Origin of the sequence: Arsukibacterium sp. UBA3155, assembly GCA_002364615.1 — a bacterium.
In the GTDB taxonomy this organism is placed as follows: Bacteria; Pseudomonadota; Gammaproteobacteria; order Enterobacterales; family Alteromonadaceae; genus Alishewanella.
Window position 1 is genome coordinate 219,995 of sequence record DEYP01000025.1, and the last position, 12,268, is coordinate 232,262.

The following is a 12,268-nucleotide window of genomic DNA, read 5'->3' on the forward strand; positions in this document are numbered from 1 at the left end:
AGCAAACATTTCAAAGAATCAGTTTACGCTAAAACAACCGTTGTAGCCCTGGATGGGCGGAAACGAGGCCCCATGGATGGGTTTACGGCGTGTTGTTGTGGGTAAACTGATTCGCTTGCTTGCGCGGCTAGTGTTCCTGCTTTCTTCCACCCGTTACTTTATCTGCCCGCCCTTCCTCTTTCGCTTTTTCTGCCCGGCGCCGGCGCAAATCTTTCGGGTCAGCAATTAACGGCCGGTATATTTCGATTCTGTCGCCTTCATTTACCTGCTCTTCAGGCTTAACCGGCCTGCTCCAGACACCTATTTTCTGCTGGTTTAAATCGATATCCGGGTATTGCTGCAAAATACCTGATTGCTCAATAACTTGTATAACGGTGCTGCCGGGCAGCACGTTTAGGGTTAATAAGCTTTGCTGGGTCGGTAAGGCATAAGCCACTTCTACCGTAATTTGCTCAGCCATGGTTCGCTCCATACACTACTTTTGCTCTTTGCGTAAACGCATTAACCATGGCCGCGGTAAGCTCAGAAAATACTTTACCAAAAGCAAACTGCACCAGCCTGCTGGAAAACTCAAATTCCAGTCGCAGCACCACTTTACAGGAATGTTCATTAAGCGGCACAAAGTGCCAACCGCCCTGTAATCGTTTGAAAGGGCCATCCACTAATTGCATGTCTATCCGTTCGTTCGGGTGCAAAGTATTACGGGTGGTAAAAGATTGACCAATTCCCGCCTTGGAAACCTGTAGCTTCGCCACCATCTCATTTTCTGACTGGCTTACAATGTTTGCTGAAGTACAGCCAGGCAGAAATTGTGGGTAATCTGGTACGGTATTTACCAGGTCAAACATTTGCTGCGCACTGTAAAAAACCAAGGCACTGCGCTCAATTTGTGGCATACTCACTCCCCTTAAACTCGCTGCTGATTGTAACAGAATAACGCGGGGCAACAAGGCCGGCATAGCACGGCGTCATCGGGATCCTAAGCAGCGTACCCGGTCCGCGCGTTAGAAAAAATAGCGAATTATGAGCAAAAAAAAATCAAGTAAAAACACAAACGGTACTATCGCTACCAACAAAAAGGCCCGCCATGAATACTTTCTGGAGGACAGATACGAAGCCGGCATTAGCTTGCAAGGCTGGGAAGTTAAAAGTATCCGTGAAGGCAAAGTAAATTTGTCCGACGCCTACGTTATTCTGAATAACGGCGAAGCATTTTTGTTTGGTGCGCAAATTCAAGCGCTAAAAAGTGCCTCCAGCCATGTTATCTGCGACCCCGACCGCAGCCGTAAATTGTTACTTAACAAACGTGAGCTAATGAAACTTATCGGCTTAAAAGAGCGTGACGGTTACACCCTTATTGCTACCGCCATGTACTGGAAAGCCTGTTGGGTTAAAGTTGAATTCCATCTGGCTAAAGGTAAAAAACAGCACGATAAGCGTGACGACATTAAAGATCGGGACTGGTCGCGCGAAAAAGAACGGATGATGAAGCACAGTAAACGTTAATTTTTAAGTCGCCCTTGAAACTAACGTGCACTAGTACCATCTAATAGTTTGTGACAGATGGTAAATGTCACAGTCAGTTTGCTGGTAAAAACGGCAATTGGAGGCACTGTTAAGGTTTGTTCCTTGTGATAAACCAATAGCAGGCGTACAATAGCCAAACACTGAGAGTGTAAGTGTTAAACCACAGAATTCGGGGCTGATACTGGATTCGACGGGATTCACGAACTCCTAGGTGCATGCCGAGGTGCGGTAGGCCTCGTAAAAAAACCGCAAAAAACTAGTCGCAAACGACGAAAACTACGCACTCGCTGCTTAATAGGCAGTAGAGAGCTCTTCCCCTCACGCATGTCTGTAAGCTGAGACTCTGGAAGATCACCCCTAACAGAATCGCGTCGCGTCTTCGCCTGGAGACAACACGTTAAAACCAATCAGGCTCGCCCGACGATAGCCTGCCATTCGGCGCTCATAGGGTTAACTAAATGAATGTGCTAAGCATGTAGTACCGAAGATGTAGGTTTTTCGGACGGGGGTTCAAATCCCCCCAGCTCCACCACACAAAGCAAAAGGCCACCGCAAGGTGGCCTTTTGCTTTTCAACTTCAAAAAAACCTTAACTAATGCTATTAAATCGTTTATACCGCCTCAACAAGTTATCGCAGTATTGGCTTGGATATAGGCTATAGTTAACCGTGTTAGCCATTGTGGCTTTCTAATCTTTAATAAATAACGCTGAGCAAACGTGGATCACAACAACTATATATGAGCCGTTGTAGAATGCTCGCTAGAGCGACTTTTTTTCTGGTAATTTGCTCGTGGTGTTTCCACGCAATGGCAGATGCACCACTCTCTAAACCTCAAATACAACTTGTAAATGACCAGTTGTTTTTACTCGAGGACGCCAAGTCCAGCTTAAGTGCTCAGGCCGCTTTTGAGGCATATAAAAACAATGAATTTACTAAAAATATTCAAAATAAAATAAGCTTTGGTTTTACCCAAAGCACGATATGGGCGGTATTGCCTTTTGAGAATGCCTCTGAAATTCCGGTACAAAATGTCATAAAAATTGATAACGCCTGGCTGGACAATGTTGAGCTTTATTTTTTCACTGCCGGCGCATTAGTTAGCCAGGTATCGATAGGCGATAACGTGCCCTTTACCCAACGTTTGCGACAAGAAAGAATGCCCTCCGCTGCGTTTGAATTCCCCATGGGCACGTCTCATGTACTTTTTCGATTTAACTCCGAAGACCCTGTGACCATTCCTATCTACCTGGGAAGTGAAAGGGCAATGCTGTCTTCGTTTGCAGAAAATGCTTATTTTTATGGTGCTTTGTATGGCGGTTTACTCATACTGCTTATCTACAATCTTGCGTTGTTTTTTTATATAAGAGAACTCAGGTATTTACTCTACCCCATCTATCTGTTGGCATTTACCGCATTTAACTTCACTTATACAGGACATGGTTTCTGGCTGGTTTGGTCTGAGTCTGTCACCACGCAACAGTGGATGATGCCAGGTCTGATGTTTTGCTACTTGTTTTCGGCGGTAATGTTTACCATCGGCTTTTTAAATACGCGTACTTTTTTACCGACTTTATATGGTTACAGGCACCTAATATATGTCAGTTTACTGATAATAGCCGGGCTGATATTTTTATCCGGTAATCGTTCGTTGATCATCATGATTCAGTTGATCATGTTAACCAGCCTCTCGGTCTGGATGGTACTGGTTGGATGCCTGGCATTTAAAAACAACGATCCGATAGCCAAATTTTTTATACCAGCAATCATTATGGGAACGGGAGGCGCCACCTTTTCCAGTTTTGTGACCTGGGGAATTATTCCTTATTCGCAGTGGGCGTTCCGGGGAATAGAAGTGGGTATGCTATTAGAAATGTCATTGCTGTCTATTTCACTTGGTTTTAATTTCAAATTAGCGCAGGAAGCGCGTATTAGAGCAGAAAGCAATGCCCTGCACGATCCTTTGACCGACTTGTATAACCGCCGCGCATTCTCCAAGCTGGTTAGCCCAAGTTGGGAGCTGGGTAAAAGAAACAATACGCCCATGTCCATTATGTTGATGGACTTAGATTGGTTTAAACGAATTAACGACCAATTCGGTCATGCTATGGGAGACAAAGTGCTGCAAAGCGTGGCTAAAATAATAAAAAGTCGCACGCGGGATTCAGATATTGCATTGCGTTGGGGTGGAGAAGAATTTTTACTGTTTTTACCCAATACCAGCAGTAAGCAGGCTAGCCAACTCGCGGAAGCGCTACGGACACAAATTGAAAAAATCGACCTTAATAATATAGGCAGCGTGACGATGAGCATTGGCGTTGTCAGTGCTACGCCGGACCAAATAGACCTGGATAAATTAATTACGTTGGCCGATGAAGCGCTTTACTCTGCCAAAGAGCAAGGCAGAAATACAGTGGCGGTGATGAGCGATCACAAGCTTACGGCTAACATATAATTGCTTAGGCATTGAATCCCTTATAATTTTCAAATTAGTCTGCTGATTGTCTTTTTCGATGACTGTGCAATACTGGCAACAGATTTCCTAACTACAGGCCGTTCACATGTTTAAACACCTGACCTTAAGCTTACTATGCATTAGCGTATTTGGCTGCTCACCTGCAGACAAACCCGTCTCGCAAGACAGCAGTAGTACCCAAACAACAGTAAAAAGCAGTGAAAACTATGCGGTGTTATTTGGTGGCACTCAGGTGGGTGAGCTCAAGGTTGAGCGACTGAACAATGAGCTGAAGATTGATTATGGCTATAGCAACAATGGTCGCGGTTCAAGCAGCGTTGAAAGCCTGCGGTTATCTGATACCGGTTTGCCGTTAGCATGGCAAATTGATGGCAAAACCGTGTTTGGCAATGCCGTTGCTGAGTCTTTTCAGGCCGCTGACGGCAGCGCTTCATGGCAAGATGCCGCTGGCGGCGGTAAAGCAGCCTTCTCAGATGAGTCAATGTACGTGGCACAAAACGCCAGCCCTTATTCATTGTATATTTATGCCAGTGCGCTGCTCAATAGTGAAAACAATAAGCTGCCTGCGCTACCTGGCGGCGAACTTCGAATTGACAAAATTGATACCATTTCTCTGAAAAGTACCAATGCAGGCACTCCGGTCGAAGCCAGCATTTTCGCCATTTCAGGTATTAGTCTAGATCCGAGCTATATTGCACTTAATAATGAAGCCGAAATGCTCGGTTATTTATCTCCTCGCTTTACCCTGCTTCGAAATGACCTGATTGGCGAGGATCAGAAATTACGGGAACTGGCAGCAGAGCTTAATGCTTCTCGCTTTGAAGCGATCGCACAGCGTGCCACCAATACATTTGAAAAACCGGTGCGCATTAATAACGTGCGGATATTTGAACCACAAACCTTGTCGCTGTCGAAGCCTAAATCGGTGCTGTTAAACCAAAATAAAATTGCGGCCATTGAGGCCGTCGTGCAACAACCATCGCCTGATGAAGTAGTAATTGACGGCAATGGCGGCACCCTTATTCCCGGGTTGTATGAAATGCATGGCCATATGAGTGACGACGATGCCTTGCTAAATGTAATGGCTGGCGTTACCTCGGTACGCGATATGGGTAATGAAATGGAGGTACTTGAGGCCCTGGAAGATAAAATAGAGCGCAATGTGTTAATTGGCCCACGCATCAGCAAAAGTGCCTTTATCGAAGGCAAAAGTCCGTTTTCTAACGCTACCGGCGAGTTGGCAGCAAGCGAACAAGAAGCAGTAGATTTGATCAAAATGTATGCTGAGCGCGGTGGCTATCATCAGATTAAAATTTACAGCTCTGTTAAAGGTGAATGGGTGCCAGCGATGGCAGCGGAGGCCAAAAAGCACGGCATGCGGGTAGCAGGCCACATTCCGGCATTTTCTAAAGTTGATGAAATGATGCTAAACGGCTATGACGAAGTGACGCATATTAATCAGCTGATGTTGAGCTGGGTGCTGGACAGAGAAGAAGACACCCGTACCCTGTTTCGCATTACCGGCATGAAACGTTTTGCAGAGTTAGATCTTAATAGCGAAGCCGTTAAAACCTCACTGGATATTATGGTCGACAAAAATATTGCGATAGACCCAACCATGGTAATTCATGAATTCGGGCTTACCGGGCGCAACGGCCAGACCCGGGTTGGCATGGTAGATTACATTGATCACATGCCTATTGGTGTGCAGCGCTCAGCCAAACAAGCGCTGCTTAATGTAGCAGATGAGGCGGAAGATAAAGCCTATAAAGCCGCGTTTGAGAAAATACTGGCGACCTTAAGCCTGATGCATCAGCGGGGTATTTTCATTGTCCCTGGCACTGATTTAGGCGGTGCCTTTGAGCTGCATCGCGAGTTAGAGTTATTTTCAAAAATCGGAATGTCAAATGCAGAAGTGTTGCGCCGGGCTTCATACGATATGGCGAACTACCTCGCATATGGCGAGCAGTTAGGCAGCATTGAAACCGGGAAGCTGGCCGACTTTTTCTTAGTACCCGGCAACCCACTTGAAGACTTACGCGCTATTAAGACGGTATCGCTGGTCGCTAAAGATGGTCAGATTTATTTCCCCTCTGAGGTTTACCCAGAGTTTGGTATTAAACCCTTCACTGATGTGCCGCAAGTACATTATGGCGACTAACTATTTGAACATTTAGCTGACAAGGCCACTGTTAAGGTGGCCTTGTGTTTGCTGTACCAATTTCTGTGATAATTTTCTATAACAATTTTCTGAAACAAAAACACTCTAATGATCAGGCTTACCCTGTCGCAACGCCTTGGTTTTACTACGTTGTTTCTTGCCTTCTAACCGTCGTTGCTGGCTGCCATAAGTGGGTTTGGTTGCCACCCGTCTTTTCTGCACTTTAGCAACCGACTGCACCAGCTCAATAAACTGCGCCAATGCCAGTTCCCGGTTCATTTCCTGGCTACGGCTTTGCTGACATTTAATAATCACTTTGCCACTTTTAGTAATGCGATGGTCGCTGCGATTAAGTAAGCGGTGTTTATAGAAATCTGGCAATGACGAGGCATTGATATCGAAGATAATCTGTACGGCAGTCGATACTTTATTAACATGTTGACCACCTGCCCCGGAAGCACGAATGTATTGCCATTCGAGCTCGTTATCGGCGATGCTTACGCTTGTAGAAATTGTAATTGCCACGCATTTCCTTCCTATTTCCGCTTCAACTGCCACTTTATGAACTTACGCTTAATTGATCAGCGAACTGGTGACAAAAAAGTTTAAAAAATTAACAACTGTAAAATCAAGTTATTATTTAAAGATTATCTTTTATTGGAACAGATCCGGCGACTTTGGGTTTGACCCACTAAAAGATGATCTGCATAGTAATTGTGCCTGAGCACAGTGAAGTGCCCTACTTTATCATGGACGGTTAGGTCTTAGCAGGCTAAGCACCAATAAACACAGACCGTAATTTTATCGATAGCTTAGGTAGTACTATCATCTTCAGGGTATAACGATGACACTGTTTAATCCGACATTGCGAACGCCGGAGCAAAATGCTTTTGTGCCAACAATATCAAAAGAGAAATCAGCAACTGAACTGAACCTTTCGGATTTTAGTGCTTTTTTCCAAGCCTCTCAGGCGCTGAGCCACCAGCAAAAGAATAACGTATTTCGCTTACGTCATAAAGTATACTGTGAAGAACTCAGCTTCGAGCCGCCACGGGCTTCAGGTCTGGAGCACGATGACGATGACCAGCGCGCACTGCATTGCGCTCTGGCTGAAGTGCAAAGCGGTGAGATCGCCGGTACTGTGCGATTAATTCACTGTGAACAAGATCCTGGCCCGCTGCCCATTGAAAAATTCTACGCCGGCCGCTTTACCACCCCGCATTTAATTCCCCAGTGTTTTCCACGGGAAAATGTGTGTGAGATATCCAGACTGGCCGTTGCCGCACAATTCAGGCGTCGTTTGAAAGATGCTTCGGCCAAGGATTTACCCGCGCTTAGTAGTGCGAAACAACCATTTCATCGTTATATCGCTATTGGCTTGTACCTTATGGCAACAGCAATGTGCCTGGAAAAAGGATACTACCACGGCTTTGTTAGTATTGAGCCCAGCCTGGCCAGAATACTGCAACGCATTGGCATTAATTTTACCCAGATCGGCGAAGCCATCGACTTTAACGGTAAGCGAGCGCCTTACTATCTGGACGGTCGTGAAGTTATCGCTAATTTACAACCTGAGTACCGGCTATTAATGCAAACCTTAAGTCGGCAGTTACTCAGCAAAACGGAACAACATGTTGTAAACCGGCAGATTAAATCAGCTTCTGATTTACATTGGGCCATAGCCTGATAGATTGCGTATCTGAATTATCATTGATTAACAGATAGCCACTATGGATTCGTTGAGTCAGATTTGTTTAGGTGCGGGCGTTGCCACCCTGGTTATGGGTAACAAAGTACCGCTAAAACACGCGCTGTTATGGGGCGCGGTAGCAGGTACCTTACCGGATTTGGATGTATTGTTCGGTGCTGGCGATGCGATCACTAAAATGGTTAGCCACCGTGGCAATTCGCACGCTCTGCTTTATCTGGCATTACTAAGCCCGCTTTTTGCGTGGCTGATTTCAGCTATCCATCGCCAGCGTTTACTATTTCCGCGCTGGTGGCTGGCCATCAGCCTGGTACTGATTACCCATCCTTTACTGGATGTAATGACCATTTATGGCACCCGACTGGGTTTACCCTTTACCAATACGCCCTTTGGCATTGGTAGTATTTTCATTATTGACCCGTTGTATACCTTACCGCTTGTGATTACGCTGGTAGTTGCATTCCTAAGGCCAAACTGGTGCAGTCGCGCTGCGGCTTGTGGTTTGGGTCTGTCTTCACTTTATTTAATCTGGAGTTTGGGCGCACAGCAGTACATAACAGCACAGGTTAATGCGAAACTTCCTGCGCCAGCCCCAACGGGAATACTGGTCACGCCAACGCCTTTTAATACCCTGTTGTGGCGGGTGCTTATTATGAATGAAAACGGCTATTACGAAGGTTTCTATAATGTGCTGAGCCAGGATACAGCCATTGACTATCAGTTTTTTGCTCAGGATACCGATTTACGCGAGCACTATGCAGATCACCCGGATATTTCCCGTATCGCATCATTTAGCCACGGCTTTTATAGCTTAACGCCGCAAGATGATAAGCTTATTCTGACTGATTTAAGAATGGGTTTACGCCAAAATTACGCTTTCAATTTCGAAGTGACACCTGATGCCAGTGCACCACCACTGGCCTTACCCAGAGCCTATGATATGACGGCCACGCTGCGTTGGATGCAGCAAAAACTGGCAGCTGCACATTGAAGCAGCTGCCAGCGTTCAGCTAAGTGTTACAGCCTGATTGCCAGGCCGTCATTTAGCGCCCTGCGGTATGCAGTAAACGCCGGAATACAAGCCAGCAATGCACTGACCATCAATACCGTAGCAGCCCAATACAGGCTTTGCAGGCTAAACGGATTAATGGTAATAAACAGACCATAATGGCTGGCCAGGGTGTCTTGCAAGCCCCATAACGTAACCACCAGCGTAATTGCCGCTGCCAGTAAGGCTAAAACCGTCAGTAGCAGCACTTCCAGCTGAATAAGTACAAATAAGTACCACGGGTGGGCGCCAACGGCACGTAACACCGCCATTTCCCGCTGCCGCTCTTTCATCGATGCCAGCAAGGTGGTCATCATGCCCACCAGCCCGGCTACCAGTACCAATAATGTAATCAGCAACAACAGGTTTTCAACCATTGACAGCATTTGCCATAATTCAGCCAATGCCACACCCGGCAATATTGCCGATAACGCTTCTCCTTTAAATTCGTTTATCTGGCGCTGCACCACAAAAGTGGCCATTCGGGATTCCAGCCCCACCATAAACGCCGTAATGGCTTTGGGTGTTAAATCCTGTTGCAACGCCTGCTCTGCACTTAATTTACGCCCCGGCATTGGTGCGCCCTGCTGCCAGTCGATATGAATAGCCTCTATGCCTTCCAGACTGACATGAACGGTCTGATCCAGCGGGGTGCCGGTGGCGGCAAGAATACCGGTTACCGTAAAGGGTTTATCCTTATGCTCGCTAAAGCTAACCGCGCCGACACCGTGAGCCAGGGTTATCTCGTCGCCTAACTGGTAACCCAGCTTGCTGGCAACCTCAGCCCCTAATACGGTCTCATACACCCCTTCAAAGGCTTGGCCTTCGCTAAAACGTAAGCTTTGCTGGTTCGCATAGCGATAGTGCACAAAATAGTCGTTATTGGTGCCAAGCACCCGGTAGCCGCGATGCGAATCACCCAGCGCCAGTGGAATAGTCCAGCTAATTTGTGGATGCTTGCTAATACGCTGGTAGGTCGCCCAATTAACATTGGCAGTGGCATTGCCAATTCTGAATACGGAATAAAGCAATAAATTAAGCTGGCCAGAACGGGCACCGACAATTAAATCGGTACCAGAAATAGTACTGGTAAAACTTTGTCTGGCTTCTTTTCGCAAGTGATCTATGCCAAACAGCAATACCAGGCTTATTGTTAACGAAAACAAGGTCATGATCGCCGTGCTACGACGATTCCACAGGCTTTGCCGGGCAAGTTTTATTAACATGACTTTACTCCCTGTGCCAGATGTTGCATATCCAGTTGCTTATCAAAATAACGGCGTAACCCGGGGTCATGGCTGACAAATATCACTGTGGTGCCGCAAGCATTAGCCTGCTCCAGTAATATCTGCATAAAACTATCCCGGTTGTCGGCATCAAGGGCAGAAGTAGGTTCATCCGCAATCAGTAGTGCCGGCTCGGTCAGCAGCGCTCTGGCAATCGCAACACGCTGCTGCTGGCCAACACTTAATGCCGCTGCTTGTTGCTCAAATAGCTCAGGCTCGAGGCCCAGACGTTGCAGCAGCACCCTGGCCCGCTGTTCGCTGGTTTGCTTATTGCTGCCGGCAAAATGGGCGCTTAACAACACATTGTCCAGCACCGACAAATAAGAAATCAGATTAAGTTGCTGAAACACGACGCCAATATGACGAGCCCGCAAGGTATCGCGCTTTGCTGCCGACACGCTGCTAAATGGCTCGCCGTTTAGCTTAATTTCGCCTTGCCGTGGCGAAATAATACCGGCCAGTAAATTAAGTAACGTGGTTTTACCGCTACCCGAGGCACCTTTGATAAACAAATGCTGGCCGGGGGGCAATGACAGCTCAGGCAAACTCAGTTGCCAGCCCCCACGCCGGTAATAAAACACGACATTTTTGAGCTCAATAGCAGGAATTTTCGGCTTGTCGGTCACAGGTTTAATCCCGGTCATGTTATGATTACTCCATTAATTGGCGTCTATTATGCAAAATTAAGAGGGTAAGCTCCAATGCTTAACAAGTTATCTGTTACGTTATCTATGGTGTTGGTCGCAAGCTTTAGCATGTTGCTCAGTGCCAGCGAAGTGAAAACAATTGAATGGACCGATTTAATGCCGGAAGAAGACTTAGCGGCGTTACAAGCAATGCCTGAAGTACAGCATGATTACAGTCAGCCGTCACCGTTTGATGATAACTACAATGGCGACGACCCGGCCGCAGGTGCCTGGGAGCAGATCCTGCAGTCGGCTAAGGTGAAAGAAGAGTACAACAACACCAAAGTCCGGATCCCGGGGTTTATTGTACCGCTGGAGTTTGATAGCGAGCAAAATGTCACCAGCTTCTTCCTGGTACCTTACTTTGGCGCTTGTATTCATGTGCCGCCACCGCCGCCAAATCAGATTATTTACGTCAGTGGCGCAAAAAACCTGAAAGCCGATATGATTTATTCACCATTCTGGATTGTTGGCACCATCACTACCCAGCCAATGAGCCATGATTTAGCCAATGCGGCTTACAGTTTGAAAGCAGATGCGGTGGAAGAGTATACTTACTAAAAGTGTAGCTACTGACGTTAACGCTGTTACTGCAAAACATAAGCCCCCGCGACCATAAGGTATGACGGGGGCTTTTTATACCGGAAAGCAGATCAACTAAACGTTTTTAATCGTGTTAAAAACTAACGGAACTCTTTGCTAAACTTAAGTCAGTAGCGCCCTGCTGACCATTAATTACCCACTGTACTGATATTGTTTCTAACGTTGGCACCAGATTAAACAAGCTTACTGTTAATTCATTAAACCGTGCCGGTTGCTGACAAACCAAACTGATGTTGGCGTAAAAATCACTATGTTTGCTGCTCACTTTTGCAGTTAAATCGGTATTCGCATCAGCTTCTCCAACATCACAGCCGGCTTGTGGGTTAATGCTAAACCAGTTGCCCTGACGCAATATATCCAAGGCGGCATTGATCTCCTGGCGCTGCTCTGCGTTATTCGGCGCATGTTCAAAGCCTACAATATTGTAAGCAGCAGACTGCAACGCTACCATCGCCTCATTACCTTCAACCACGATGGTTAACGTAGCCTGACCATGCACATGTGTGCCAGGACTGCCGAAATCGTCTTCGCCGTGTTCATGGCCATGTTTATGATCATGTTGATACTCATCTGTCGCCCCCGTTTGTTGGGCCAGCGCCATTGGCGTTGCGACTAAAGCGGCCCCCAGGGTTATCACCTGCAGCCAACAGCGTGTCGCTGCGCTAAAACGTAAAAATGCCATCTGTCAGTTCCTTGCTTTTTCTTCGTGTTGTTATCATACCCAGTTGTTAATGCAACGCAATATATTGCCGCATCCGGCAGATAGTAACCCCTT

12 protein-coding genes and 1 other RNA gene are annotated in these 12,268 nt (G+C 46.6%); 7 read left to right on the forward strand and 6 right to left on the reverse strand.

Annotated features, from left to right (window positions below):
* Positions 1-127: 127 nt before the first annotated feature.
* Both B2X65_RS12910 and B2X65_RS12915 read right to left on the reverse strand, forming a co-directional pair.
* A complete protein-coding gene (locus B2X65_RS12910; RefSeq protein ID WP_290613125.1) occupies positions 128-460 on the reverse strand; it encodes an RnfH family protein in 333 nt (110 codons plus the stop codon).
* Positions 453-896, reverse strand: a complete 444-nt coding sequence (locus tag B2X65_RS12915) for a type II toxin-antitoxin system RatA family toxin (protein ID WP_290613127.1) — start codon at positions 894-896, stop codon at positions 453-455. Before B2X65_RS12915 ends, B2X65_RS12910 begins: the two co-directional genes overlap by 8 nt.
* Positions 897-1,023: 127 nt before the next feature.
* Here B2X65_RS12915 and smpB point away from each other — a divergent pair, with 127 nt between their 5' ends.
* The 4 genes from smpB to B2X65_RS12935 all read left to right on the forward strand — a co-directional run bounded on the left by smpB (position 1,024) and on the right by B2X65_RS12935 (position 6,162).
* The gene (smpB, locus tag B2X65_RS12920; RefSeq protein ID WP_290613132.1) at positions 1,024-1,506 is read left to right on the forward strand and encodes an SsrA-binding protein SmpB; all 483 of its coding nucleotides are present in this window, start codon (positions 1,024-1,026) and stop codon (positions 1,504-1,506) included.
* A 192-nt stretch (positions 1,507-1,698) separates the two neighbouring features.
* Positions 1,699-2,059, forward strand: a transfer-messenger RNA (tmRNA) gene (gene ssrA / locus B2X65_RS12925).
* Between the two features lie 274 nt (positions 2,060-2,333).
* The gene (locus tag B2X65_RS12930) at positions 2,334-3,980 is read left to right on the forward strand and encodes a diguanylate cyclase (RefSeq protein WP_290613134.1); all 1,647 of its coding nucleotides are present in this window, start codon (positions 2,334-2,336) and stop codon (positions 3,978-3,980) included.
* Between the two features lie 106 nt (positions 3,981-4,086).
* A complete protein-coding gene (locus B2X65_RS12935; RefSeq protein ID WP_290613136.1) occupies positions 4,087-6,162 on the forward strand; it encodes an amidohydrolase family protein in 2,076 nt (691 codons plus the stop codon).
* A 105-nt stretch (positions 6,163-6,267) separates the two neighbouring features.
* On the opposite strand, the gene arfB is transcribed toward B2X65_RS12935, so the two are convergent.
* A complete protein-coding gene (arfB, locus tag B2X65_RS12940) occupies positions 6,268-6,687 on the reverse strand; it encodes an alternative ribosome rescue aminoacyl-tRNA hydrolase ArfB (protein ID WP_290613138.1) in 420 nt (139 codons plus the stop codon).
* Positions 6,688-7,006: 319 nt separating this feature from the next.
* On the opposite strand from arfB, the gene B2X65_RS12945 reads away from it, so the two are divergent.
* Entirely contained in the window at positions 7,007-7,849 is an 843-nt protein-coding gene (locus B2X65_RS12945) for a PEP-CTERM/exosortase system-associated acyltransferase (RefSeq protein WP_290613140.1), read from the forward strand.
* Between the two features lie 43 nt (positions 7,850-7,892).
* Entirely contained in the window at positions 7,893-8,861 is a 969-nt protein-coding gene (locus B2X65_RS12950; protein WP_290613142.1) for a metal-dependent hydrolase, read from the forward strand.
* A 26-nt stretch (positions 8,862-8,887) separates the two neighbouring features.
* Here the strand turns inward: B2X65_RS12950 and B2X65_RS12955 are convergent, their stop codons facing one another.
* Together B2X65_RS12955 and B2X65_RS12960 are read right to left on the reverse strand one after the other, a co-directional pair.
* On the reverse strand, positions 8,888-10,144 hold the full coding sequence (locus tag B2X65_RS12955; RefSeq protein WP_290613144.1) for an ABC transporter permease: 1,257 nt from the start codon (positions 10,142-10,144) through the stop codon (positions 8,888-8,890).
* Entirely contained in the window at positions 10,138-10,848 is a 711-nt protein-coding gene (locus tag B2X65_RS12960; protein WP_290613146.1) for an ABC transporter ATP-binding protein, read from the reverse strand. The genes B2X65_RS12955 and B2X65_RS12960 overlap by 7 nt, the downstream gene beginning before the upstream one ends.
* 57 nt (positions 10,849-10,905) lie before the next feature.
* Between B2X65_RS12960 and B2X65_RS12965 the strand changes: the two genes are divergently transcribed.
* Positions 10,906-11,451, forward strand: a complete 546-nt coding sequence (locus tag B2X65_RS12965; protein WP_290613148.1) for a DUF3299 domain-containing protein — start codon at positions 10,906-10,908, stop codon at positions 11,449-11,451.
* A gap of 115 nt (positions 11,452-11,566) precedes the next feature.
* On the opposite strand, the gene B2X65_RS12970 is transcribed toward B2X65_RS12965, so the two are convergent.
* The gene (locus B2X65_RS12970; protein ID WP_290613153.1) at positions 11,567-12,175 is read right to left on the reverse strand and encodes a ZrgA family zinc uptake protein; all 609 of its coding nucleotides are present in this window, start codon (positions 12,173-12,175) and stop codon (positions 11,567-11,569) included.
* Positions 12,176-12,268 lie beyond the last annotated feature (93 nt).

Bases quoted from the DNA above. Each gene is read 5' to 3' on its own strand.
- B2X65_RS12910 (WP_290613125.1), bottom strand. From the start codon at position 460: ATGGCTGAGCAAATTACGGTAGAAGTGGCTTATGCCTTACCGACCCAG.
- smpB (WP_290613132.1), top strand. From the start codon at position 1,024: ATGAGCAAAAAAAAATCAAGTAAAAACACAAACGGTACTATCGCTACC.
- B2X65_RS12935 (WP_290613136.1), top strand. From the start codon at position 4,087: ATGTTTAAACACCTGACCTTAAGCTTACTATGCATTAGCGTATTTGGC.
- B2X65_RS12955 (WP_290613144.1), bottom strand. From the start codon at position 10,144: ATGTTAATAAAACTTGCCCGGCAAAGCCTGTGGAATCGTCGTAGCACG.
- B2X65_RS12930 (WP_290613134.1), top strand. From the start codon at position 2,334: ATGGCAGATGCACCACTCTCTAAACCTCAAATACAACTTGTAAATGAC.
- B2X65_RS12965 (WP_290613148.1), top strand. From the start codon at position 10,906: ATGCTTAACAAGTTATCTGTTACGTTATCTATGGTGTTGGTCGCAAGC.
- B2X65_RS12960 (WP_290613146.1), bottom strand. From the start codon at position 10,848: ATGACCGGGATTAAACCTGTGACCGACAAGCCGAAAATTCCTGCTATT.
- B2X65_RS12945 (WP_290613140.1), top strand. From the start codon at position 7,007: ATGACACTGTTTAATCCGACATTGCGAACGCCGGAGCAAAATGCTTTT.
- B2X65_RS12950 (WP_290613142.1), top strand. From the start codon at position 7,893: ATGGATTCGTTGAGTCAGATTTGTTTAGGTGCGGGCGTTGCCACCCTG.
- B2X65_RS12970 (WP_290613153.1), bottom strand. From the start codon at position 12,175: ATGGCATTTTTACGTTTTAGCGCAGCGACACGCTGTTGGCTGCAGGTG.
- B2X65_RS12915 (WP_290613127.1), bottom strand. From the start codon at position 896: ATGCCACAAATTGAGCGCAGTGCCTTGGTTTTTTACAGTGCGCAGCAA.